This is a genomic window from Campylobacter sp. CFSAN093259, assembly GCF_012889985.1.
Lineage (GTDB): Bacteria > Campylobacterota > Campylobacteria > Campylobacterales > Campylobacteraceae > Campylobacter_D > Campylobacter_D jejuni.
In genome coordinates this window covers 1,647,752-1,671,756 of sequence record NZ_CP040617.1, presented here as the reverse complement: position 1 = coordinate 1,671,756, position 24,005 = coordinate 1,647,752, and the positions used below count along the sequence as shown (strand labels likewise).

Genomic DNA, 24,005 nt, shown 5'->3' with positions numbered 1-24,005 from the left:
AGACTTAATTAAGAATTTTTAGATAAAATTATTTCTTATGGTTAAAGCAAAAAAACAATACGGACAAAATTTTTTAATCGATAAAAGCGTATTAGCAAAAATCATCCAAGCCATACCCAAAGAGATGAACAATATCATTGAGATTGGGCCTGGCTTAGGTGATTTAACGCAAGAACTTTTAAAAATTTCTCAAGTAAAAGCTTATGAAATCGATAATGATCTCATACCTATTTTAAAAAAGAAATTTCAAAAAGAACTTGAATGTGGAAAATTTAACTTGATCCATCAAGACGCAAGCGAAGCTTTTAATCCTAGTCTTGATGAAAAACCATATTTTTTGGTTGCAAATTTGCCTTATTATGTTGCAAGTCACATTATATTAAAAGCTTTAGAAGATAAAAATTGTCTAGGGCTTATTGTAATGGCACAAAGGGAAATGGCTGAAAAATTCTGCGCTAAAGAAGGAAATAGTGAGTTTTCTTCCTTAGGTGTTTTAAGTGCAATGATTTGCGAAAGAAAAATACTTTTTGATGTTGATCCACAATGTTTTAATCCTCCACCAAAAGTTATGTCAGCGGTGATGAGTTTGATTAAAACTAAGGATTTTGATGAACTTTGCGAAATAGAAAATTTCAAAAATTTTCTAAAAGATTGTTTTAAAGCTCCTAGAAAACAACTCTTAGGAAATTTAAAAACATATAAAGCAAAAGTTTTAGAAGTTTTAAGCACTCTTGGCTTAAAAGAAAACATCAGACCACATGAAATTTGCGTTGATTTATACCTTAAAATTTATGACAAATTAAAGGATGAATATGGACGAAAACAAAGAGATAAATAAAAACGAACAAAATCCGAACTCAAATTCAAAAAACAATAAACGCTATAAATATAAAAATCGTAGAAAAAAATTAGCTGATTCTTTGCAAAATGAAAATGATACTCCAAAAATTGATCAAAATTCCAACAAGGAAAATTCTGAAAACTCAGAAAATAAAACTGAGAAAAAAAAGAAGAAAAATCGCAATCTTCCTTCAAAACTCACAGGTAATGAAGATTGGCAAATCGCTCTTGCAGAATGCATAGAAGCTAACCGTATTTCACATGAAAACCGCTTACACCCTTTAAAATATAATAATTCTAGCGAGCATAAAATCCGCATCACTCCTTTAGGAGGTTTAGGAGAAATTGGTGGAAATATCAGTGTTTTTGAAACCAATAAAGATGCAATTATAGTAGATATAGGTATGAGTTTTCCTGATGGAACTATGCATGGGGTAGATATTATCATCCCTGATTTTGACTATGTAAGAAAAATTAAAGATAAAATTCGTGGTATAGTGATCACTCATGCACACGAAGATCATATCGGTGCAGTGCCTTATTTCTTTAAAGAATTCCAATTTCCTATCTACGCTACACCTTTGGCTTTAGGAATGATTTCAAACAAATTTGAAGAACATGGCTTAAAAGCAGAACGCAAATGGTTTCGCCCTGTAGAAAAACGCCGTGTTTATGAGATAGGCGAATTTGATATAGAGTGGATCCACATCACGCATTCTATCATTGATGCTTCAGCGCTTGCGATCAAAACAAAAGCAGGAACGATTATCCACACAGGTGATTTTAAAATTGATCAAACTCCAATCGATGGCTATCCAACAGACTTAGGACGTTTGGCACATTATGGAGAAGAAGGGGTTTTATGTCTTTTAAGCGATAGTACAAATTCGTACAAAGAAGGTTATACAAAAAGTGAAAGCTCCGTAGGGCCAACTTTTGATCAAATCTTTGCACGTACCAAAGGCAGGGTGATCATGAGTACTTTTAGTTCTAATATCCACCGCGTTTATCAAGCTATCACTTATGGTTTAAAATACGGTAGAAAAGTTTGTGTGATCGGTCGTTCTATGGAAAGAAATCTTTATACCACTATGGAATTAGGCTACATCAAACTTGATAGAAAAATTTTCATCGATGCTGATGAAGTAAGCAAATATAAAGACAATGAAGTGCTTATCGTAACTACAGGAAGTCAAGGCGAAACCATGAGTGCGCTTTATAGAATGGCAACTGATGAGCATAAATTTATAAAAATCAAACCTACAGATCAAGTGATTATTTCAGCTAAAGCCATACCAGGAAATGAAGCAAGTGTTTCTGCGGTGCTTGACTATCTTTTAAAAGCAGGAGCTAAAGTAGCGTATCAAGAATTTAGTGAAATTCATGTAAGCGGACACGCTAGTATAGAAGAGCAAAAGCTTATGCTAACCCTTACTAAGCCTAAATTTTTCCTACCAGTTCATGGAGAATACAATCACATCACCAAACACAAAGAAACAGCGATGAAGTGCGGTATCCCTGAAAGAAATATTTATCTTATGAGTGATGGCGATCAAGTAGAACTTTGCCAAAAATATGTCAAACGCATAAAAACCGTAAAAACAGGTAAAGTTTTTGTAGATAATCAAATCAACAAACAAATCGCCGATGATGTAGTTATAGATCGCCAAAAACTTGCAGATAGTGGTATAGTAGTTATTATCGCACAAATTGACAAAGCTACAAAAACACTGATCAACAAACCAAGAGTATTTAGCTATGGGCTAGTAGCTGACAAACACGATCATGCTTTTAGCAAAGATATGGCTGAAGTTTTAGGACAATTTTTCATCAATGTTAAAGATGAAGTACTCAATGATCCAAGATTTTTAGAAAATCAAATCCGCCAAGTTTTAAGAAAACACATCTTTAGAAAGATTAAAAAATACCCAACCATAGTTCCAACTATTTTTGTAATGTAAAAAAGGGCAAAAACGCCCTTTTTAAGGAAGATCAAATGAGAATTAATAAATTTATATCCCATAACACCCGCTATTCACGCCGTGAAGCCGATGAACTTATCAAACAAGGCTTAGTAAAAATAAACAACAAAATTGCCCTTTTAAGCGATGAAGTTAAATTTGATGATAAAGTCTTTGTTAAAGGTAAAAGAGTGCAAAAAAGAACGCAATTTAGCGTGATAATCTACCATAAACAAAAAGGCGAAATTGTCAGTAAAAAAGACGATCGTGGAAGAAAAACTATATATGATACCTTGCCAAGACAATTTAGTACTTGGCTTAGTGTAGGCAGACTAGATTATGCAAGCGAGGGCTTGCTTTTGCTTACAGATTCTCCTGTGATTGCCGATGCTTTAATGCATAGCGATTTAGAAAGAGAATACTACCTTAAAGTTAAAGGTACGGTGAGCAAACAAGTCATTGAAGCGATGCAAAATGGACTTGAGATTAAAAACGAAAAAAAAGGCGCACATGCAAAAACTAAAATTACCTCTATGAGTTTTGCTCCTTTTATAGACTTTGAAATTTTTGGATCAAGTGGAGGTTATACTAAGCTTAGAGTGGTTATAAATGAAGGTAAAAATAGAGAGCTTAGACGCTTTTTTGGACATTTTGATCTTGAAGTCATGGATCTTAAGCGTGTTGCTTTTGGGGCTTTAGATCTTGGTATGTTGAAGGCGGGAAAACATCGTTATTTAGAAAATGGCGAATATGAAAAATTAAGAGATTTTTTAAAATTTAATGAAATAAGATATTGACCATTATATATAAAAATTTAAAAAATAATGATAATTTTTAAATTCTAAAAATTCTATTTTTATCCTTTTTAAAAGGAAAATAATAGAAAAATTTCATCAAATTCCTTGACTTTGAAAACAAGATTTTATATACTCTCATTTCAATTTTTATAAATTGGTTAGTTTTTAACTAACGAGTTCTTTTTAAAGGAAATATTATGGAAAGAATTAGGCTTAAGCTAAAAGCTTATGACCATCGAGTACTAGACAGAACAGTTGCAGCAATCGTAGAAGCTGTTAAAAGAACAGGTGCGGATATCAGAGGTCCGATACCAATGCCTACTAAAATCAAACGCTATACAGTTTTAAAATCTCCACACATTAACAAAGATTCTCGTGAGCAGTTTGAAATAAGAATTCACGCGCGTATGCTAGATATAGTAGCAGCGACTCCAGATACAGTTGATTCTTTAACTAAGCTTGATTTAGCGCCAGAAGTAAGCGTTGAAGTAAGAGCTATGGGTAAGTAAGGATAAGATATGGAATATATTGTAGAAAAAATTGGAATGAGCAGAACAATTACTAATCCAAGTATCGCTGTAACTTTACTAAGAGTTGTAAATGCAAAAGTATGTGAAGTTGAAGGCGGAAAGGCTTTAGTAGCATATCCAAAAGGTAAAGCAAGTAATAAATGTGTCGCAGGACAACAAAAAAAATACAATCTTTCTGCAGAATACAATAGATTTGCGACTTTAGAAGTAGCAAATACTGAAGCAGGAGATTTAGATGAAACTCCATTAAATGAAGCAAAAATTTTAAAAGTAAGCTTTAACACTAAAGGTAGAGGTTATAGCGGTGTTATGAAGAGACATAACTTCGCAGGGGGTCCAGCAAGTCACGGTTCTAGATTTCACAGACGCCATGGATCTATTGGTAATAGAGAATGGCCAGGTCGTGTTCAACCAGGTATGAAAATGGCAGGACACTATGGAAATACTAAAGTGACCGTTAAAAACGAAGTTGTATCTTATGATGCTGAAAATAAAATTTTAGTAGTTAAAGGTGCAGTACCAGGTTATAATGGTGCTATGGGTAAAATAAGGATTGCAAAATGAGTAAAGTAGTTGTTTTAAATGATAAATTAGAAAAAGCAGGTGAACTTGATTTACCTTCAAAATATGCGGAAGTAAATCCACACAATCTTTACTTGTATGTAAAATCTTACCTTGCAAGTTTAAGAGCAAATACAGCTCATACTAAAGGTAGAAGTGATGTAAGTGGTGGTGGTAAAAAACCTTGGAGACAAAAAGGTCGTGGCGGTGCTAGAGCGGGTTCAACAAGAACTAACGTTTGGGTAGGCGGTGCGGTTGCTTTTGGTCCAACAAATGAAAGAAACTACTTCCAAAAAGTAAATAAAAAACAAAAAAGATTGGCGCTTGAAAGAGCTTTAGCAGATAAAGCAGCTAAAGGTGTGTTATTTACTGCTGATTCTTTGGCTATTGAAAGTGGTAAAACAAAAGATGCAAACGCTGTGATTAAAAAACTTGGCGTCAAAGATGCTTTAATCGTTAAAGATTTACTAGATGAAAAAACACTTTTAGCTTACAGAAATTTAGCAAATTGCTATGTAGTTGATGTAACTGAAGTAAATGCTTATTTAGTGTCTGTATTTAATGCTGTTATTATGGAAAAATCAGCGTTAGAATCTATTACAAAAGAGGGATAATTATGGCAGATATTACTGATATAAAGACTATACTTTACACAGAAAAAAGTTTGAATTTGCAAGAGCAAGGTGTCGTAGTTATTCAAACTTCGCCAAAAATGACTAAAACAGGCTTAAAAGTGGTTTTAAAAGAGTATTTTGGTGTAACTCCAAAAAGCATCAATTCCTTAAGAATGGATGGAAAAATTAAGCGTTTTAGAGGTCGTTTAGGTCAAAGAAACAATTACAAAAAATTCTATGTTAAGCTACCTGAAGGTGTTAGCTTAGAAAATACGGAGGCTTAAGATGGCAATTAAAACTTATAAACCATATACTCCAAGTAGAAGATATATCACAGGTTTAAGTTCTGAAGATATTACAGCTAAACCAAGTGTACGCTCACTACTTGTTAAACTTCCAGCACACGCGGGTCGTAACAGCTATGGAAGAATTACAAGTCGTCATAAAGAAGCGGGTGCTAAAAAACTTTACAGAATTATTGATTTTAAACGTCGTAAATTCGGTATAGAAGGCAAAGTAGAAGCAATCGAGTATGATCCATACAGAAATTGTAGAATTGCTTTGATTGCTTATAAAGATGGGGAAAAAAGATATATTCTTCAACCACGTGGATTAAGCGTTGGTGATATCGTTGCAGCTGCTGAAAGCGGACTTGATATTAAACCAGGTAATGCAATGAAACTTAAAAACATTCCTGTGGGTACTATTGTTCATAATGTTGAGTTAAAACCAGGTAAAGGCGGTCAAATGATTCGTTCTGCGGGTGCTTATGCACAACTTATGGGTAAAGAAGAAAAATATGTTATTTTAAGACTTGCAAGTGGCGAAATGAGACAAGTTTTAGCTGAATGTATGGCAAGTATCGGCGAAGTTGGAAATGAAGAATGGGCTAATGTAACTATCGGTAAAGCAGGTAGAAATCGCCATAGAGGTATCCGCCCGCAAACTCGTGGTTCTGCAATGAACCCAGTAGATCACCCGCACGGTGGAGGTGAAGGTAAGAAAAATTCAGGCCGTCATCCAGTAACTCCGTGGGGTAAACCAACCAAAGGTGCGAAAACTCGTCGTAAAAAGGCTAGCGATAAGCTAATAATTTCAAGAAGAAAAGGAAAGTAAGATGGCTAGATCACTAAAAAAAGGTCCTTTTGTTGATGATCATGTAATGAAAAAAGTCATCGCTGCTAAAAAGGCTAATGATAATAAACCAATTAAAACTTGGTCAAGAAGAAGCACAATTACTCCTGATATGATAGGACTTACATTTAATGTTCATAATGGCAAAAGCTTCATTCCGGTTTATATTACTGAAAATCACATCGGTTATAAACTTGGTGAATTTGCTCCAACACGCACATTTAAAGGGCATAAAGGCTCTGTGCAAAAGAAAATTGGTAAGTAAGGGATAAGATATGAGTAAAGCATTAATTAAATTCATAAGATTATCTCCAACTAAAGCAAGATTGATTGCTAGAGAAGTTCAGGGGATGAATGCAGAATTAGCTATGGCTAGTTTAAAATTTATGCCAAATAAAGGTGCAAAATACATTGCAAACGCAATTTCAAGCGCAGTAGCAAATGGTGGCTTTGAAGCAAACGAAGTGATTGTAAAAAGTTGTCGTGTTGACGCAGCTGCGGTATTAAAAAGATTTAGACCAAGAGCTAGAGGAAGTGCAAGTCGTATTAGAAAACCAACTTCACATATTTTAGTAGAAGTGGCAAAAGCGGAAGTGAAATCTGAAGAGAAAAAAACAGTAGCTAAAAAAACTACTACAACAAAAGCTCCAGCTAAAAAAACAACAAGCACTAAAAAAGCAACAGTGAAAAAGGAAAGCTAATGGGACAAAAAGTTAATCCAATTGGTCTAAGACTAGGAATCAATAGAAACTGGGAATCAAGATGGTTTCCAACTAAAGCAAATTTAGTAGAAAATATCGGTGAAGATTACAAAATCAGAGCTTTCTTAAAAAGAAAACTTTATTACGCAGGAATTAGCCAAATTTTAGTAGAAAGAACTGCTAAAAAACTTCGCGTTACTGTAGTTGCTGCAAGACCAGGTATCATCATCGGTAAAAAAGGTAGTGATGTTGATAATTTAAGAAAAGAATTGCAAGATTTAATCGGTAAAGATGTAAATATCAATATCAAAGAAGAAAGAAAAGCAGGAGCTTCAGCTCAACTTGCTGCTGAAAGTGTTGCAACTCAACTTGAAAAAAGAATTGCTTTTAGAAGAGCAATGAAAAAAGTAATCCAAGGTGCGCAAAAAGCAGGTGCTAAAGGAATTAAAGTTTCAGTTTCCGGTCGTTTAGGCGGTGCTGAAATGGCAAGAACAGAATGGTATCTTGAAGGACGCGTTCCACTTCATACTTTAAGAGCAAAAATCGATTATGGTTTTGCAGAAGCTAGAACTACTTATGGAAACATAGGAGTTAAAGTATGGATCTTTAAAGGTGAAGTATTGCACAAAGGTATGCAACCTGAAAAAACTGAAGAAAGTGCTCCAGCTAAAAAGCCAAGACGCACAAGAAGGGGTAAATAATCATGTTAATGCCAAAAAGAACTAAATATCGCAAAATGATGAAAGGGCGTAACAGAGGTTATGCTAATCGTGGAACAGAATTTACTTTTGGTGAATTTGCATTAAAAGCAACTGAAGCAGGACGCATTAACTCACGCCAAATCGAAGCAGCGCGTATCGCTTTAACTCGTTTTGTTAAAAGACAAGGAAAAACTTGGATTAGAGTTTTTCCAGATAAGCCTTTGACAAAAAAACCTTTAGAAACTCGTATGGGTAAAGGTAAAGGTGCTGTTGAGGAATGGGTAATGAATATCAAGCCAGGTCGTATCATTTATGAAATGGCAGGAGTAAGCGAAGAAATGGCAAGAGAAGCATTGACTTTAGCTATGCATAAACTTCCATTTAAAACTAAGTTTGTTACAAGAGAGAGCCAAAATGAAATATACTGAGATTAAAGATAAAACAGCAGCTGAGCTTGCAACAATGCTAAAAGAAAAAAAGGTGCTTTTATTCACTTTAAAACAAAAGCTAAAAACAATGCAACTTACTAATCCAAAAGAGATTAGCCAAGTAAAAAAAGACATTGCTAGAATAAATACAGCAATTAACGCTTTAAGATAAGGATAGAAAATGGCATTTAAAAGAGAAATTCAAGGCGTTGTTGTTAAAATCGCTGGTGAAAAAACCGCAAGTGTTTTGGTTGAAAGAAAAGTGGTTCATCCAAGATATAGAAAAATTGTTAAACGCTTTAAAAAATATCTAATTCATGATGAGAGAAATGAAGTTAAAGTGGGTGATACTGTTGTTGCAGTAGAATGCAGACCACTTTCAAAAAGAAAATCATTTCGCTTAAAATCTGTATTAGCTACAGGAGTTGAGTAATGATTCAAAGTTTTACAAGACTTGCAGTTGCTGATAATAGCGGTGCAAAAGAATTAATGTGTATCAAGGTTTTAGGGGGTAGCAAAAGAAGATACGCTACCGTAGGTGATGTAATCGTTGCATCTGTTAAAAAAGCTTTACCAAATGGAAAAGTTAAAAAAGGTCAAGTGGTAAAAGCGGTTATCGTTAGAACTAAAAAAGAAATTCATAGAGATAATGGTTCTTTGATTCGTTTTGATGAAAATGCTGCGGTTATTCTTGACAACAAAAGAGAGCCTATCGGAACTCGTATCTTTGGGCCAGTGGGCAGAGAAGTTAGATATGGTGGCTTTATGAAAATCGTTTCACTAGCACCGGAGGTATTATAATGGCGGTTAAATTAAAAATCAAAAAAGGTGATAGCGTTAAGGTTATCACAGGCGATGATAAAGGTAAAACAGGTAAAGTTTTAGCGGTATATCCAAAAACACTTAAAGTGGTAGTTGAAGGATGTAAAATCGCTAAAAAAGCTATTAAGCCGAGTGAGAAAAACCCAAATGGTGGTTTTATCAATAAAGAAATGCCAATGGATATTTCCAATGTGGCAAAAGTTCAGGAGTAAGCGATGATGAGATTAAAAGAAAAATATAATCAAAGCATTAAACCTGCATTGGTTAAAGAATTTGATATTAAAAATCCTATGCTTATCCCTGTGATCGAAAAAGTAGTTATCAGCGTAGGTGCTGGTGAGTTGGCTAAAGATCAAAAAGTATTGCAAAATGTTGCAGATACTATTTCTTTAATTGCAGGACAAAAGGCTGTGATTACTAAAGCTAAAAAATCAGTTGCAGGATTTAAAGTTCGCGAAGGTTTTCCTGTAGGCGTAATGGTAACTTTAAGAAAAGAAAATATGTATGCTTTTCTTGATAAATTAATTTCTATTGCTTTGCCAAGGGTGAAAGACTTTAGAGGTTTAAGTAGAGATGGTTTTGATGGACGCGGAAACTATAACTTCGGTCTTGATGAGCAGTTGATGTTCCCAGAAGTGGAGTATGATAAAATTTTAAGAACTCATGGTATGAACATTTCTATAGTTACAACAGCACAAAATGACAAACAGGCACAAAAGTTATTAGAACTTATCGGTGTGCCATTTACAAAAGGAAAGTAAGATGGCTAAAAAATCAATGATTGCAAAAGCGGCACGCAAGCCTAAATTTAAGGTTAGAGCTTATACAAGATGCCAAATTTGTGGGCGTCCGCATTCGGTTTATAGAGATTTTGGAATTTGCAGAGTTTGCTTAAGAAAAATGGGCAATGAAGGTTTGATTCCAGGTCTTAAGAAAGCAAGTTGGTAAGGATAAAATATGATAAATGATATTATTTCAGATTCACTCACTCGTATCAGAAATGCAGGAATGAGAAAGCTTGAAACAACCAAGCTTTTACATTCTAAAGTTGTAGAAGCTTTAGTTGGAATTTTTCAAGCTAAAGGCTATATTGAGAGTTTTAATGTTATTGAAGAAGATAAAAAGAAATTTATCAATGTAGTTTTAAAATACGATGAAAAAGGTAAGAGTGTTATCAATGAGCTTAAAAGAATTTCTAAGCCTGGTCGTCGTGTTTATAAAGGTAAAGATGAAATCAAGCGTTTTAAAAATGGTTATGGTACTATCGTAGTTAGCACAAGTCATGGTGTTTTAGCTAATGATGAAGCTTATAAAGCAGGTGTTGGCGGCGAAATTTTATGTACCATTTGGTAAAAAATCTGCTTTTTATGGCATTGGGTATCCATTCTTTTAAAAAAGTAGAAATATCCTAGACAAATAAAAAGGAAAAATATGTCTCGTATAGGTAAACAACCGATTGCTATTCCAGCAGGAGTAGAAGTAAAATTAGAAGGAAATTTGCTTAAATTTAAAAAAGGAAATTTGGCAAAAGAACTTGATACTAAAGCAAATGTAAATGTTGAGATTAAAGATAATAATATTCTTTTTTCTCCAAAAGGTGAAGACAGACAAAGTAGAGCTTATTGGGGAACTTACAGAGCTTTAGCTTACAATATCGTTGTAGGTTTAACTCAAGGTTTTTCAAAAACTCTTGAAATCAATGGAGTTGGTTATAAGGCAGCTTTAAAAGGTAAAGTTTTAGAACTAAGCCTTGGTTTTTCTCATCCTATTAATTATGATATTCCAGAAGGAATTGAAATTGTAGTGGATAAAAATACTATTGCAGTTAAAGGAAGTGATAAACAAGTTGTAGGTCAAGTTGCTGCTCAAATTCGTGAATTTAGACCGCCAGAGCCATATAAAGGAAAAGGCGTTAAGTATTCTGATGAACGCATTATCCGCAAAGCTGGTAAGACATCTAAGAAGTAAGGGTAGAATATGAGAGCAAATGTATTAAAAAGAAAACTAACTTTAAGAATCAAAAGAAAAAAAAGAATTAGAGCGAAAATTTCAGGTTGTGAAAATTTTCCAAGAATTTCTGTATTTAAATCAAACAGAACTCTATATATCCAAGCGATTGATGATGTAAAAGCTGTAACTTTAGCAGCAGTTGATGGACGCAAACTTGGCGTTAAAGCAAATAAAGAAGGTGCTAAAAAAATCGCTGCTGAATTTGCTAAAACTTTAAAAGCTAAAAAGATAGAACAAGCTGTTTTTGATAGAAATGGTTATGTATATCATGGTGTTATCGCAGCATTGGCTGAATCTTTAAGAGAAAATGGCATTAGGCTATAAGGGGTAAATCGATGGAAAAATATAATAGAGAAGAATTTGAAGAAGTAATCGTCGATATCGGCAGAGTTACTAAGGTTGTTAAAGGTGGTAGAAGATTTAGATTTACTGCTTTAGTTATCGTTGGAAACCGCAAAGGTTTGGTAGGTGTTGGTTATGGTAAGGCTAAGGAAGTTCCAGATGCCATCCGTAAAGCTGTTGACGATGCGTTTAAAAATATCGTTGAAGTTAAAACTAAAGGCTCAACTATCGCTCACGATGTAGAGGTGAAATACAACGCAAGTAGAATTTTACTTAAACCAGCTAGCGAAGGTACAGGAGTTATCGCAGGTGGTTCTACACGCCCTATCGTGGAACTTGCAGGTATTAAAGACATCTTAACCAAGTCTTTGGGTTCAAATAATTCAGCTAATGTGGTTCGTGCTACAATCAAAGCTTTAACAATGTTAAAAGGATAAGAAGATGAATTTAACAAAAGCAGCGGGTTCAACGCATAAAACTAAAAGAATTGGCCGTGGTCAAGGTTCTGGCATGGGTAAGACTGCTACTAAAGGGGGTAAAGGTCAAACTGCTAGAAAAGGTTATAATGAAAAAAGAGGTTTTGAAGGGGGTCAACAACCACTTCAAAGAAGACTACCAAAAGTAGGTTTTACTTCTAAAATTCAAAAACCTTATGTGATCAATGTTGAAAAAATCACAGCTGTAAAAGAGCTTAGTGAAATTACATTTGAGAGCATTAAAAGTGTTCACAAAATTTCAAAATCTGTGAATAAAATCAAATTAATTGGTGCAAGTGCAAAAGACTTAGTATCAAAAATCAAAGACGAGAATATTAGCGTCACCGGATCAAAATAATGAATAGAGCATTGACGAATAAGATTTTAATCACCTTAGCATTTTTATTTGCTTATAGGGTTCTGGCTTATGTGCCAGTTCCTGGCGTCAATGCTGATGTGATTGCGGAATTTTTTAATAACAATCAAAACAATGCTTTGGGTTTATTTAATGTTTTTAGTGGTGGAGCGGCTGAACGCTTTTCTATCATTTCTTTAGGTATTATGCCTTATATTACTGCTTCTATTATTATGGAGCTTCTTGCAGCAACTTTTCCAAATATTGGTAAGATGAAAAAAGAGCGTGATAGTATGCAAAAATATATGCAAATTATCCGTTATGCGACTATTGTGATTACTTTGGTTCAAAGTATAGGCGTTGCTATAGGTTTGCAAAGCTTGCACGGTCGTGGTGGTGCAGGGGCTATAATGGTGGAAGATTTAAATATGTTTATCGCACTTTGTGCTATTTCTATGCTTGCTGGAACTATGCTTTTAATGTGGCTTGGCGAACAAATCACACAAAGAGGTATAGGAAATGGTATTTCTTTAATCATTTTTGCAGGTATTGTTTCAGGTATTCCAAGAGCGATTTCAGGAACTGTAGGACAAATCAATTCAGGCGAGATGAATTTCTTAACCGCTTTTGCAATTTTTGCTTTGATTTTAATCACCATAGGGGTGATTATTTATATAGAACTTGGAGAAAGAAGAATTCCTATTTCTTATTCTCGTAAAGTTGTAATGCAAAATCAAAACAAACGCATTATGAATTATATTCCTATTAAACTCAATCTTAGTGGGGTTATTCCACCGATTTTTGCTAGTGCGATTTTGATGTTTCCAACAACAATTTTACAAACTAGTACAAATCCTTATCTACAAGCCATTAATGACTTTTTAAATCCAAATGGTTATTTGTTTCATGTTCTAACTTTCTTGTTTGTAATTTTCTTTGCTTATTTTTATGCTTCTATCGTATTTAACGCTAAAGACATAGCAGAAAATTTGAAAAAACAAGGCGGTTTTATCCCTGGAATTCGTCCAGGTGAAGGAACTTCAAGTTATCTTAACGAAGTGGCTTCTCGTTTAACTTTATCAGGTTCTATTTATTTAGGGCTTGTTGCAACCTTACCTTGGGTTTTGGTGAAATTTATGGGTGTGCCTTTTCATTTTGGCGGCACTTCTGTACTTATTGTAGTTCAAGTAGCACTTGATACGATGAGAAAAATTGAAGCTCAAATTTATATGAGTAAATACCAAACTTTAAGTGCGGTAGGTTTGTAATAAATAAAATTAGCAAGATTTTTCTTGCTAATTTATTCTAGGTTTTTGCTTTAAAAATAAAAACACAATGCACACTATAAAAATTACTATTGACCATATTAAAAAAGCATCTACAAGACCCATTTGTCTAACGATAGGTTGAGAGATAATAGGACTTAAAAATTGTCCTAAAAATATACAACTTGCTAAAATTCCATAAGCCCTAGAGCGAGCATTTTCAGGACAGATTGAAAAAAGATAAGCCGTATTATTTACAAGCATAATACCTCCACCCATTCCAAGCAAAGCTAAGGCGATTAAAACTGTGAAAAAGCTATCTACTAAAAAAAGCAGCAAAAAAGAACAAGATACGATAAAAAGAGTTAAAACATAAATAGTTTTAATACTTAAGAATTTTATAATATATCTATAGCTTAGAGAGAAAAAACCATAACATAGTGCAGATACAGACATCGAAATACCTATATATTTAGGATCCAATCCCAAATGTTCTTCTATATAGTAAGGAAGTTGAGTTGGCGAAATATAATAAACTACCATGATAAAAAAACCTATAAAATAGATAGGGAAAAATTGCCAATAATTTGTTTTTGTTTCTATTTTTGTATGATTATAGAATTTAAATTTTCTAGGTTCAAAAAGATAAATGATAGCCATTAAGGTAATTAAAATTCCAAGTCCATATACCAAAAAAGGATAACGCCAAGAATAACTTGAAACAAATCCCGCAATAGAAATAAAAACAGCACCCCCTACTGCACAAAAAAATCCTTGAAGACTTAAAGCATTTTCTCTGCGATTAAAGCCACCACGACTATAATAATCCCCAAGCAAAGCCGAAGCGCCTGTCATTATAAAAGCAGTTGCCATACCAAAAATAGCTCTTGAAGTCAGTATAGCATAAATATCATTTAAGAAAAAGCCACTTATCCCAGAAAGAGTCCAAACCACCATAGCTGGAAGAATGAATTTTAATTTGCCAAATTTATCCATTAAAATACCAGCAAATGGAGATAAAATGACAACAAAAATAGCAGGGATGGTTAAAACTAAGCGAACAAGTATATCAAGATGAGCTAATGTGAAACTTGAAGCAAGAGTAGCGCCACTTTGGGTTAAAAGTTCTTCAAAATGTCTGTTGATAGCAGGCAGAGCAGATGAAATGACCACACTTCCTAGCATAGTCATAGCAGCCATAGAAAACACAGCTGCTTTAAATCCGGACTTTTCAGTAATTTGAATTATTTTTTTATCCATTTTTGTGTCATTTGGATGAAATTTATAAGTTTTGTCATTCATAATTTTTACCTTTTTTATTTTATTATACTCCAAAAATTATGGTTTGTATTTAAAATTACTTAAAATTATATTTTATTTATTTTGTTATGATAGTTTTGTTTTTAAAATATTTTAGCTTGATTAAAATATATTTTATAAGTAGAATTTTAAATATTTTTAGCTAAATTCAGCTTTTTATTTAACAAGGGTGCAAAATGAAGAAAAATTTAATCATAGTAGAATCTCCTGCAAAAGCTAAAACCATAGGAAATTTTTTGGGAAAAGATTATGAAGTTATCGCTTCTAAAGGACATATTAGAGATTTGCCTAAATCAAGCTTTGGGATTAAAATAGAAGATGATGAATTTATCCCTGAGTATAGAATCACAAGTGATCATAGCGCCTTAGTTAAAGAACTTAAAAGCAAAGCCAAAGATGCCAAAGAAGTCTATCTTGCAACGGATGAAGATAGAGAAGGAGAGGCTATAGCCTATCATATTGCAAAAGCTATAGGAAAAGATGAAAACACCTTACCACGCATTGTTTTTCATGAAATCACTAAAAGCGCTATAGAAAATGCTTTAAAAAATCCAAGAAAATTAAACATGCACTCTGTAAATGCTCAGCAAACCAGACGTCTTTTAGATCGCATTGTAGGGTATAAGCTCAGCCCTTTATTAGGACAAAAAATTCAAAGAGGACTTAGTGCTGGGCGTGTTCAAAGTGCGGCTTTAAAGATCATAGTCGATCGTGAAAAAGAAATTCGTGCCTTTGTACCCCTAGAATACTTTAGTATTGATATGATTTTTCAAAAAGATTTAGATGCAGAACTAGTTGAGTTTGATAAAGCCAAGATAGAAAAACTTACCATTACCAACAAAGATCGTGCTAAACTTATACTAGAAGCTTGTAAAAATGAAGTTTATAGTATAAGTGACATTGAAAGCAAAGAAAGAAAAATCGCTCCGCCGCCTCCTTTTATGACTTCAACTTTACAACAAAGTGCCAGCAATCGCCTTGGTTTTAACCCTAAAAAAACCATGATGATAGCTCAAAAGCTCTATGAAGGAGTAAATACCCATGAAGGCGTGATGGGGGTTATTACTTATATGAGAACCGATAGTTTAAATTTAGCCAAAGAAGCAGTAGAAAATGCAAGAAAATTCATACAAGCAAATTTTGGCAAGGACTATCTTCCAAGCAAAGCAAATGTATATACTACAAAGACTAAAGGCGCTCAAGAAGCTCATGAAGCTATACGCCCTACAAATTTAAGTTTTACTCCAGAAATTGCGGCTAAATTTTTAGACAAAGATGAGTTAAAACTTTACACACTTATTTACAATCGCTTTTTAGCCTGTCAGATGAGTCCTGCTATCTCTCAAACTCAAAATGTATTTGTAAAAAATGATAGAGCAGTTTTTAAAATAAGCGGTAGAAAAATCCTTTTTGATGGATATTATAAAGTTTATGGTGATATGGATAAGGATAAAATTTTGCCAAATTTTAAAATAGGCCAAAATTTAAAAGTGCAAAATTTAGAAATGAACTCACATTTTACCGAACCACCTTCAAGGTATTCAGAAGCAGGACTTGTAAAAAAACTTGAAAGTTTAGGCATAGGTCGCCCTTCTACTTATGCACCAACCATTTCTATACTTACAAGCCGTGATTATGTAACAATAGATAAAAAACAACTCATTCCTAGCGATGTTGCTTTTAATGTAACCGAAGTGCTTGAGAAAAATTTTAGCGATATAGTAGATAGTAAATTTACTTCAAACCTTGAAAATACCCTAGATGAAATCGCAGAAGATAAGGCAGATTGGCAAGAAACTTTAAAAGAATTTTACTATCCTTTTATGAGAAAAATCGAAGAAGGAAAAACAAAAATAGCTAGTCAAAAAACTGTCACAAAACTAGGCGAAAGTTGTCCTGATTGTGGCGGAGAGCTTGCTATTAGAAAAGGGCGTTTTGGAGAATTTGTAGCGTGTTTAAATTTCCCAAAATGCAAGTATTCAAGAAATTTAAAAGGTGAAAGCAAAAACGAAAGCGAAAATACAGCCGCAAAACCTAAAGCTAATGGTACAGGCATTACTTGTCCAAGTTGTCAAAAAGGTGAAATCGTAGAACGCTTTTCAAAACGTGGTAAATTTTATGGCTGTAGTGCTTATCCAAAATGCAATTTTATAAGCAAATACAAACCAAGTGAAGAAAAATGCGAAGAGTGTGGCGAAACTTTAGTGATAAAAGAGCTTAAAAAAGGTACATTCTTAGAATGTTTAAAGTGTAAAATCAAAAAAGAAATGAAGGATTAGAATGCAAATCATGCTTTGTGCTATTTCAAATATAGCGAGTGGAAATTGTTCAGAAGACTGTAAATACTGCACCCAAAGCGCTCATGTAAAAACAGATATTCAAAAATATCGTCGTAAAGAACTTTCACAAATCGTTTTAGAAGCAAAAATGGCAAAGAAAAATGAAGCCTTGGGTTTTTGTTTGGTTACAGCAGGACTTGGGCTTGATGATGAAAAGCTTGAGTATGTTTGCGAAGCTGCTAAGGCCGTGCAAAAAGAAGTGCCTAACTTGCTTTTAATTGCCTGTAATGGCATGGCAAGCGTGGAACAACTCAAAGAACTTAAAAAAGCAGGAATTTTTTCTTATAATCACAATCTTGAAAGTTCTAAGGAATTTTTTCCACAAATTTGCACCACGCATACTTGGGAAAGTAGATTTCAAACCAATTTAAACGCTAAAGAAGCAGGGCTTATGCTTTGTTGTGGTGGAATCTATGGTATGGGTGAGAGTGAAGAAGATAGGCTAAGTTTTAGAAAATCTTTGCAAGAATTACAACCTTTTTCAACGCCTATTAATTTTTTTATAGCAAATGAAAATTTAAAACTACAAGTTCCAAGACTTAGCGCTGATGAAGCCTTAAAAATTGTTCGTGATACCAAAGAGGCTTTACCGCAAAGCGTGGTAATGGTAGCAGGTGGGCGTGAAGTGGTATTACGAGAAAGACAATATGAAATTTTTCAAGCAGGTGCTGGGGCTATTGTTATAGGGGATTATTTAACCACTAAAGGTGAAGAACCAAGTCAAGATATAATAAAATTAAAAGAAATGGGATTTACTTTTGCATCAGAGTGTCATTGATACACAGGCTTTAATTGATTTAAAAATTCTTATTGTTATAGCTTTATGCTTACTTTTTTCTCCGCATATTGCAAAAATTTTACGCTTGCCTCTTTCAGCTACTGAAATTATTTTAGGGGCAATAATAGCGCATTTTGGTTTCATAGGAAAAAGTGAAAATTTTGCACTTTTGGCAAATGTAGGTTTTTATTATCTAATGTTTATAGCGGGTATGGAGGTAAATTTAAGAGCCTTCTTTAATATGGATAAAGAAATTGCTAAAAAAAGTTTTTTTTATATTTTTTTACTTTACGCTTTATCTTCTTTTATAGTATGGATTTTTGGACTTTCTTTAGTATTTGTTATCATTATACCTGTGATGAGTGTAGGGCTTTTATCTTTACTTTTTAAGGATTTTGGAAAAGAGTGTTATTGGCTAAATATTGCTATGATAGTGGCTACTTTAGCTGAGGTGATTTCTATTGTGCTTTTGACTATAGCGGGAGCTTTTTTGCGCGAAGGAACAGGTATTATTGATGTAGCGCAAAGTATTTTATATCTTAATATCTTTTTGGGGCTTTGTTTGCTTGGATTTAAAATGCTTGGTGTGCTTTTTTGGTGGTATCCTCAGCTTAAAGTTGTGCTTATGCCATGGGAAGATAAAAATGAAAAAGATATAAGATTTTGTATGGCCATTTTTATACTGATCATTGTTGCTATGGTTATTACAAAACTTGAAATCGTTCTTGGTTCTTTTATAGCAGGTTCATTTATAGCTACTTTTTTTGATCATAAAAAAGATCTTGAGCACAAGCTTTCTACTTTTGGACACGGGTTTTTGATCCCTATTTTTTTTATCCATATAGGTTCAACCTTTGATCTTAAAATGATTTTAGATTATAAAATCGTTTTACAAGCATTTTTACTTATGTTTGTTATGGTGGGTTTAAGAATTTTATGTGCAAGTGTTTTTTTAAAAAGAATTGGTTTTAAAAATATGATTTTATTTGGTCTTAGTCATTCTATGCCTTTAACCTTGCTTATAGCAACAGCTACTTTGGGTTATTCGGGCAAGGTTATTGATGAGAAGCTTTATTCAGCGCTTATTTTAACAGCGTTATTTGAGGCTATTATTGTTATGAGTATGATTAAATTTCTTTCTAATTCCAAAAAATGAAAGTTACTTTTTTACTCAAAAAAGCAAACAAAATCTTAAAAATTTAATAATAAAAAAACTCATAATCGCCCTTTTTTGTTAGAATTAATAAAAGTAACAATAAAAGGAGCGAAAATGTCAAATTCCGTTACTATAACCGATAATAGAAATGGAAAAAGCTATGAATTTCCTATATATGATGGTACAACTGGGCCAAGCGTTGTAGATATGTCAAGTTTTTATAAACAAACAGGAATGTTTTCTTATGATGAGGGCTTGACTTCTACAGCTACTTGTAAATCAAAAATCACTTATATTGATGGAGAAAATGGAATTTTAATGCACCGTGGCTATCCTATAGAGTGGCTTGCTGAAAACAAACTTTATTTAGATGTGGTTCATCTTTTACTTTATAAAGAATTACCTGATGCTACGCGTCTTGAAGCATTTCGTTATGAAATGAAAAAGCGTTCTTTTATCCATGAAGGTATGCACCGTCTTTTTGATTCTTTCCCTGATAATGCTCATCCTATGGCAGTTTTACAAGGTGCTGTTTCATCGCTTAGTGCTTTTTATCCTGATCATTTAAACATGAATGTAAAAGAAGAATATATGGAAATGGCAGCTAGAATAGTAGCTAAAATCCCTACTATAGTGGCCACCGCTTATAGATATAAACACGGCTTTCCTATGGCTTATCCAAATTTAGATCGTGGTTTTACAGAAAATTTCTTATATATGTTAAGAACCTATCCTTACGATCATGTAGAGCTTAGACCTATAGAAGTAAAAGCACTTGATACAGTTTTTATGCTTCATGCAGATCATGAGCAAAATGCTTCAACTTCAACAGTTCGTGCTGTGGGTTCAACTCATGTTCATCCTTATGCCTGTATAGCAGCAGGTATTGGTGCGCTTTGGGGTCATGCACATGGTGGAGCTAATGAAGGTGTTATTAGAATGCTTGAGCAAATAGGTAGTGTTGATAGGGTAGATGAATTCATCAAAAGAGCTAAGGATAAAAACGATCCTTTCCGCTTGATGGGCTTTGGGCATAGGGTTTATAAAAATTTTGATCCTAGAGCAAAAGTACTGAAAAAGCTTCGTGATCAACTTATTGATGAGTTGGGTATTGATACCAATCTTATTAAAGTAGCAACGCGTATAGAAGAGATTGCTTTAAGCGATGATTATTTTGTTCAAAGAGGGTTATATCCGAATGTTGATTTTCATAGTGGACTTATTTTAAAAGCCTTAGGTATTCCAAATGAAATGTTTGCTACTTTATTTGTTATAGGGCGCACCCCAGGATGGATAGCTCAGTGGATAGAACAAAAAGAGCAAGAAAGTCTTAAAATAGTCCGTCCAAGACAACTTTATTTGGGTGAAACTAGTAAAATTTAATTAAAATTTTTGTGGAAATTAAAAATTCCACAAAATCTTCTTGTATAATTTTAAAAAATCTTATAGAAAGTTTATAATCATGCTTAATCTTGATAAATTTTTAGAAATTGCTATAAATGCTAGCAATCAAGCTTCTAAAGCTATTTTAGAAGAGAGAAAAAATTTCAAAACTTGGGAAAAAGAAGATAAAAGCCCGCTTACATCAGCAGATCTTGCTTCTAATAAAATTCTAAATGATATTTTGGGTTCTACGGATATTAAAATTCTATCAGAAGAAAAATTACTCAGCAAAGAAGAGTGTGAAGAATTAAAAACTTTTTGGCTTATCGATCCTCTTGATGGAACAAGTGGTTTTTTAAAAGGCAGTGATGAATTTTGCGTTATGATAAGTTTGGTTCATGACAATCGCCCTGTTTTATCGCTCATACAAAATCCATCAAAAGGTGATATATTCTATGCTCATGCAAAAACCAAGGTTTATAAAAACGATAAACCTTTGCAAATTGACCAGCAAGAATACGAGAAAAATAAATATAAAGCCTTATTGAGTGTTAATCATCTTAGCAAAGAAGATGAAGACTTTGCAAAAGAGCATCAATTAGAAGCTATTAATATAGGCTCTGGATTGAAATTTTGTGCTATTTTAGAGGCTAGGGCAGGAGTTTATAAAAGATTTGAAAAGCTTAATATTTGGGATATTGTAGCAGGAGATTTTTTGATTAATCAAAATGGAGGATTTATGGGCGATTTTTCTAAAAAATACATTTTATATAACCCTTTAAGTTATAAATCCAATCCTTTTATTTGTGTTTCATCTAGGAATTTTTTACAAGATTTTTTATAAAATAAAGAGTATAATTTTATATTTAAATAGTTTATAAGGATGAAGATGAGGTATTGTTTCATTTTATTTTTAAGTTTAGTTTTAAGTTCTAATCTTTTAGCGAATAATTTTTCTCAGAAAAAAGTTATTAAAATTGAAAAAAGCGCAGATAGTTTTGAAGTAATAGATCTAAATCAAAATGTTGCAAATCCAAATCTAAATCAACAAAAAGCATTGTTTGATAGTTCTACCTTGATTGAAAAAAAATCGCAAATCACCAAAGATAAAGATATTGATTTTGCCATTGTATTAACTTCTAGGAAAAATTTTGGTTATTTTTTAGATGGTTTTAGGGTGAGTGATAAGGAATTTTCTACATTATTTGCTAAAAATTTGATTCAAAGTTTAAAGCTTAATTGGGTTAATTCTGCTGCAAATGGTATTTATCAAAGTCCTAAAACTTTGTCATATTTTAGCCCTAAGGATGCAAAACTTATAAATGTAAGTCCTTTTTTAACACAAGAAAAAGATAAGGCTAAAATGTATGCCAAATTTACAGATTATGTTGTGGTGGTAAATTTGCAAGATTTTTATGTAAATATTACAAATTATTTTATCACAACTAGTAAAGAGGGTGTGGCTAGTGTTAATTTTAAAATTATTTCTACAAGCAATGGAAAAATTCTTGTAGCAAAAAATGCAAAATTAAATTTGACATTAAAAAATCAAGATGCAAAGCAAAATTATCAAGATATTGTAAATCAAATGCCAAAAATGCTAGCTGATGTTATCAAAAACCAAATTTTCCACCTAAAGCTCTTAAACTAAGCTTTAGTTTAAAATATCTTTAATCAGTTTTTGCAAATTTCTTTTTGTTTCTTCTTGTTCTTTTATGATAAAACATTTTGCTTTTGGCCAAAAATAACTTTTAGGATTTTCAAATTTTCCCCAACGCCAATCAAATCTAGGATGTAAAAGAACTATAGTAGGAATATCCATAGCTAAACTTAAATGCGCTATAGCACTATCAATACTAAGCATACAGTCAATATCATATAAATAATTTAGAGTATCATTCCAATTTTTTATAAGCTTGCTTCTATCTTCTATTACCTTAGGCAATTCTTCTTTTAATTGCATTTGAAAAGAAATGATCTCATAATCTAAGTCTTTTAATACATCAAATAAAAATTCAAATTTTACATTTCTTAATAAATCAGAATTTTCAGCATTAGGAGTAGCATAAAAAATACCAAGTTTTTTTCTTTGATTATGCGGTTTTTTCTGTGGCAATATAGGTGTTTTTAATCGTAAAATCTCATCAAGCTTAATATCAATAAAAAAAGGCAAAGAACAAATAGGAATAGCATAATCAAAATTTGTAGGTAGATTTTTTAAAACCTTTACATTTTTAAAAATATCATCATTTTGATTTAAAAATTTGATTTGATTTTTAAACATTTCATACATGGCACTTTGAGGAGCAAATAAAACCTTTGAAGCGATTTTGCAAAGTTTTTCTAAGCATCTTGCATACATTATAGTATCGCCAAAGCCTTGCTCGCAAAATACTAAAACTTCTTTATTTTTAAAAGCATCAACGCCAAATTTATTAAAAGCTTTTAGGCTTTCATTATAATGATAAGTAGAAAAAGTTTCATTATGAGCATAAAATAATCTGCTTTCATAATATTTCTTGCCCTCTTCAAAATTATCATCCACTCCCATACGCATCAAAAGATAAGCCAAATCAAATTGATAGGTTGCATGAGAATCCAAGCTAAGACATTTTTTATAAGCATGATAAGCTTCTTGATAGTTTGAGTTAAATTCTAATACCTTAGCATAGTTTTGCCAAAACTGTGCATGGTGTTGATTGGCTTCTTGTAGTGATTGAAAAAGTTCTAAAGAATCAGATATTCTAAAAAGCTTAAAAAGCAAGTATGCTTTTTGGGGTAAAATTTGATGAGTTAAAAAATCTTCTATTTTAGAAATGGTAAGATTTTCTTTGGTTTTACTATGAAGCCTATCTTCGAGTTTGACTAAATTAAGATTGGTTTGTTCAGCAATGATTCCTTTTTGTAGTTTATCAATCAAATCTTGCATAAAATGACACAAGTGCTCATGTGCATTTAATGCCTTAGTAAAATCATGTTTAAAATAAATTTCTGCATAATTTTTCCATAGATTAAGATTATACATATCTTTAGAAAGCAATTCTTTGAAAATTTGTTCAGATTCTTCTAGTTTATTACTCAGTTTATAAATAAAAGCCAATTCTAACTTAAGTTCATCCTCTAAATCATCTTTGCGAGTTAAAAGTGTTTGTAATAAATTCAAGGCTTCATCAAGTCTTAAATTTTCAATATAGCTTTTAGCAAGCATAAGACCATTAAAACTTGTAGGATTTAAAGAAAAAAGCTCTTGAGCATAATATAAAGCTTTTTGAAAAAGAGAAAGTTTATAAGAAGAAAGCGTAGCAAATTCTAAAGCAAATTTTGGACTTTCTTTTAAAAATTGCTCACTCAAGTTCAAACATTTTTCATAATTAGCATTAAAATAATAATAATGAATTTTATCAAACATATTTTTCCTTGATGGTTACATTAAATCCAATATTATCTTATAAGTTGCATAAAAAGATAATTATATTTTTATAAAATTAAATA

Annotated in this window: 32 protein-coding genes; 30 read left to right on the top strand and 2 right to left on the bottom strand. The window is 32.6% G+C overall.

All coding sequences use genetic code 11. From position 1 onward, the window contains the following. Positions 1-37 precede the first annotated feature (37 nt). The 24 genes from rsmA to secY all read left to right on the top strand — a co-directional run bounded on the left by rsmA (position 38) and on the right by secY (position 13,540). Positions 38-838, top strand: a complete 801-nt coding sequence (gene rsmA, locus FBF20_RS08695; protein WP_002853083.1) for a 16S rRNA (adenine(1518)-N(6)/adenine(1519)-N(6))-dimethyltransferase RsmA — start codon at positions 38-40, stop codon at positions 836-838. After that, positions 807-2,801: a ribonuclease J gene (locus FBF20_RS08690; protein ID WP_002864793.1), complete on the top strand. Its 1,995-nt coding sequence runs from the start codon at positions 807-809 to the stop codon at positions 2,799-2,801. Before rsmA ends, FBF20_RS08690 begins: the two co-directional genes overlap by 32 nt. Before the next feature lie 35 nt (positions 2,802-2,836). After that, positions 2,837-3,598: a pseudouridine synthase gene (locus FBF20_RS08685; protein ID WP_002853086.1), complete on the top strand. Its 762-nt coding sequence runs from the start codon at positions 2,837-2,839 to the stop codon at positions 3,596-3,598. A gap of 197 nt (positions 3,599-3,795) precedes the next feature. After that, the gene (rpsJ, locus tag FBF20_RS08680; RefSeq protein ID WP_002779353.1) at positions 3,796-4,107 is read left to right on the top strand and encodes a 30S ribosomal protein S10; all 312 of its coding nucleotides are present in this window, start codon (positions 3,796-3,798) and stop codon (positions 4,105-4,107) included. A 9-nt stretch (positions 4,108-4,116) separates the two neighbouring features. Beyond that, positions 4,117-4,692, top strand: a complete 576-nt coding sequence (gene rplC / locus FBF20_RS08675; protein WP_002779987.1) for a 50S ribosomal protein L3 — start codon at positions 4,117-4,119, stop codon at positions 4,690-4,692. Continuing rightward, positions 4,689-5,303, top strand: coding sequence for a 50S ribosomal protein L4 (gene rplD, locus FBF20_RS08670; RefSeq protein ID WP_002783544.1), 615 nt, complete (start codon positions 4,689-4,691; stop codon positions 5,301-5,303). Before rplC ends, rplD begins: the two co-directional genes overlap by 4 nt. Positions 5,304-5,305: 2 nt before the next feature. Beyond that, the gene (locus FBF20_RS08665; RefSeq protein WP_002878732.1) at positions 5,306-5,587 is read left to right on the top strand and encodes a 50S ribosomal protein L23; all 282 of its coding nucleotides are present in this window, start codon (positions 5,306-5,308) and stop codon (positions 5,585-5,587) included. Position 5,588: 1 nt separating this feature from the next. Next, positions 5,589-6,419 carry a 50S ribosomal protein L2 gene (gene rplB / locus FBF20_RS08660; protein WP_002825501.1) on the top strand — a complete coding sequence of 277 codons (831 nt, stop codon included), beginning with the start codon at positions 5,589-5,591 and terminating at the stop codon, positions 6,417-6,419. A 1-nt stretch (position 6,420) separates the two neighbouring features. After that, positions 6,421-6,702, top strand: a complete 282-nt coding sequence (gene rpsS / locus FBF20_RS08655; protein WP_002851509.1) for a 30S ribosomal protein S19 — start codon at positions 6,421-6,423, stop codon at positions 6,700-6,702. Positions 6,703-6,712: 10 nt separating this feature from the next. Next, positions 6,713-7,138, top strand: a complete 426-nt coding sequence (gene rplV, locus FBF20_RS08650; RefSeq protein ID WP_002851214.1) for a 50S ribosomal protein L22 — start codon at positions 6,713-6,715, stop codon at positions 7,136-7,138. Continuing rightward, a complete protein-coding gene (rpsC, locus tag FBF20_RS08645; RefSeq protein ID WP_002851138.1) occupies positions 7,138-7,839 on the top strand; it encodes a 30S ribosomal protein S3 in 702 nt (233 codons plus the stop codon). Before rplV ends, rpsC begins: the two co-directional genes overlap by 1 nt. Positions 7,840-7,841: 2 nt before the next feature. Further along, positions 7,842-8,267 carry a 50S ribosomal protein L16 gene (gene rplP / locus FBF20_RS08640; protein WP_002779441.1) on the top strand — a complete coding sequence of 142 codons (426 nt, stop codon included), beginning with the start codon at positions 7,842-7,844 and terminating at the stop codon, positions 8,265-8,267. Beyond that, positions 8,254-8,439, top strand: a complete 186-nt coding sequence (gene rpmC, locus FBF20_RS08635; RefSeq protein WP_002851566.1) for a 50S ribosomal protein L29 — start codon at positions 8,254-8,256, stop codon at positions 8,437-8,439. The genes rplP and rpmC overlap by 14 nt, the downstream gene beginning before the upstream one ends. Before the next feature lie 9 nt (positions 8,440-8,448). Then, positions 8,449-8,700, top strand: coding sequence for a 30S ribosomal protein S17 (rpsQ, locus tag FBF20_RS08630; RefSeq protein ID WP_002851549.1), 252 nt, complete (start codon positions 8,449-8,451; stop codon positions 8,698-8,700). Beyond that, on the top strand, positions 8,700-9,068 hold the full coding sequence (rplN, locus tag FBF20_RS08625) for a 50S ribosomal protein L14 (protein ID WP_002779438.1): 369 nt from the start codon (positions 8,700-8,702) through the stop codon (positions 9,066-9,068). The genes rpsQ and rplN overlap by 1 nt, the downstream gene beginning before the upstream one ends. After that, positions 9,068-9,301 (top strand): 50S ribosomal protein L24, encoded by a 234-nt coding sequence (gene rplX, locus FBF20_RS08620; RefSeq protein ID WP_002779437.1) that lies wholly within the window; start codon positions 9,068-9,070, stop codon positions 9,299-9,301. Before rplN ends, rplX begins: the two co-directional genes overlap by 1 nt. Positions 9,302-9,304: 3 nt before the next feature. Next, positions 9,305-9,850 carry a 50S ribosomal protein L5 gene (rplE, locus tag FBF20_RS08615; protein WP_002851453.1) on the top strand — a complete coding sequence of 182 codons (546 nt, stop codon included), beginning with the start codon at positions 9,305-9,307 and terminating at the stop codon, positions 9,848-9,850. A gap of 1 nt (position 9,851) precedes the next feature. Next, the gene (locus FBF20_RS08610) at positions 9,852-10,037 is read left to right on the top strand and encodes a type Z 30S ribosomal protein S14 (protein ID WP_002851478.1); all 186 of its coding nucleotides are present in this window, start codon (positions 9,852-9,854) and stop codon (positions 10,035-10,037) included. A gap of 9 nt (positions 10,038-10,046) precedes the next feature. After that, the gene (gene rpsH / locus FBF20_RS08605) at positions 10,047-10,442 is read left to right on the top strand and encodes a 30S ribosomal protein S8 (RefSeq protein ID WP_002851353.1); all 396 of its coding nucleotides are present in this window, start codon (positions 10,047-10,049) and stop codon (positions 10,440-10,442) included. A gap of 78 nt (positions 10,443-10,520) precedes the next feature. Beyond that, on the top strand, positions 10,521-11,057 hold the full coding sequence (gene rplF, locus FBF20_RS08600; RefSeq protein WP_002851302.1) for a 50S ribosomal protein L6: 537 nt from the start codon (positions 10,521-10,523) through the stop codon (positions 11,055-11,057). 9 nt (positions 11,058-11,066) lie between these two features. After that, the gene (gene rplR / locus FBF20_RS08595; RefSeq protein ID WP_002785535.1) at positions 11,067-11,423 is read left to right on the top strand and encodes a 50S ribosomal protein L18; all 357 of its coding nucleotides are present in this window, start codon (positions 11,067-11,069) and stop codon (positions 11,421-11,423) included. Positions 11,424-11,434: 11 nt separating this feature from the next. Then, positions 11,435-11,878 carry a 30S ribosomal protein S5 gene (gene rpsE / locus FBF20_RS08590; RefSeq protein ID WP_002779428.1) on the top strand — a complete coding sequence of 148 codons (444 nt, stop codon included), beginning with the start codon at positions 11,435-11,437 and terminating at the stop codon, positions 11,876-11,878. 4 nt (positions 11,879-11,882) lie between these two features. Next, entirely contained in the window at positions 11,883-12,275 is a 393-nt protein-coding gene (rplO, locus tag FBF20_RS08585) for a 50S ribosomal protein L15 (RefSeq protein WP_002851292.1), read from the top strand. After that, positions 12,275-13,540, top strand: a complete 1,266-nt coding sequence (gene secY / locus FBF20_RS08580; RefSeq protein ID WP_002864789.1) for a preprotein translocase subunit SecY — start codon at positions 12,275-12,277, stop codon at positions 13,538-13,540. The genes rplO and secY overlap by 1 nt, the downstream gene beginning before the upstream one ends. A gap of 27 nt (positions 13,541-13,567) precedes the next feature. Here secY and FBF20_RS08575 read toward each other — a convergent pair whose 3' ends face one another. Next, on the bottom strand, positions 13,568-14,839 hold the full coding sequence (locus FBF20_RS08575; RefSeq protein WP_002851183.1) for an MFS transporter: 1,272 nt from the start codon (positions 14,837-14,839) through the stop codon (positions 13,568-13,570). Between the two features lie 194 nt (positions 14,840-15,033). Here FBF20_RS08575 and topA point away from each other — a divergent pair, with 194 nt between their 5' ends. The 6 genes from topA to FBF20_RS08545 all read left to right on the top strand — a co-directional run bounded on the left by topA (position 15,034) and on the right by FBF20_RS08545 (position 22,164). After that, the gene (gene topA / locus FBF20_RS08570; RefSeq protein ID WP_002878738.1) at positions 15,034-17,136 is read left to right on the top strand and encodes a type I DNA topoisomerase; all 2,103 of its coding nucleotides are present in this window, start codon (positions 15,034-15,036) and stop codon (positions 17,134-17,136) included. A 1-nt stretch (position 17,137) separates the two neighbouring features. Further along, complete coding sequence (locus FBF20_RS08565; RefSeq protein WP_002851400.1) at positions 17,138-17,974, top strand: biotin synthase; 837 nt, start codon at positions 17,138-17,140, stop codon at positions 17,972-17,974. Continuing rightward, positions 17,955-19,130, top strand: a complete 1,176-nt coding sequence (locus tag FBF20_RS08560; protein ID WP_002855678.1) for a cation:proton antiporter — start codon at positions 17,955-17,957, stop codon at positions 19,128-19,130. The genes FBF20_RS08565 and FBF20_RS08560 overlap by 20 nt, the downstream gene beginning before the upstream one ends. 114 nt (positions 19,131-19,244) lie before the next feature. Further along, complete coding sequence (locus FBF20_RS08555; protein ID WP_002858460.1) at positions 19,245-20,513, top strand: citrate synthase; 1,269 nt, start codon at positions 19,245-19,247, stop codon at positions 20,511-20,513. A gap of 79 nt (positions 20,514-20,592) precedes the next feature. Continuing rightward, the gene (locus FBF20_RS08550) at positions 20,593-21,357 is read left to right on the top strand and encodes a 3'(2'),5'-bisphosphate nucleotidase CysQ (protein WP_002868269.1); all 765 of its coding nucleotides are present in this window, start codon (positions 20,593-20,595) and stop codon (positions 21,355-21,357) included. 39 nt (positions 21,358-21,396) lie between these two features. Next, positions 21,397-22,164, top strand: coding sequence for a hypothetical protein (locus FBF20_RS08545; protein ID WP_079462637.1), 768 nt, complete (start codon positions 21,397-21,399; stop codon positions 22,162-22,164). Positions 22,165-22,167: 3 nt separating this feature from the next. Here FBF20_RS08545 and FBF20_RS08540 read toward each other — a convergent pair whose 3' ends face one another. Further along, positions 22,168-23,922, bottom strand: coding sequence for a hypothetical protein (locus tag FBF20_RS08540; protein WP_002851245.1), 1,755 nt, complete (start codon positions 23,920-23,922; stop codon positions 22,168-22,170). Positions 23,923-24,005: the final 83 nt, after the last annotated feature.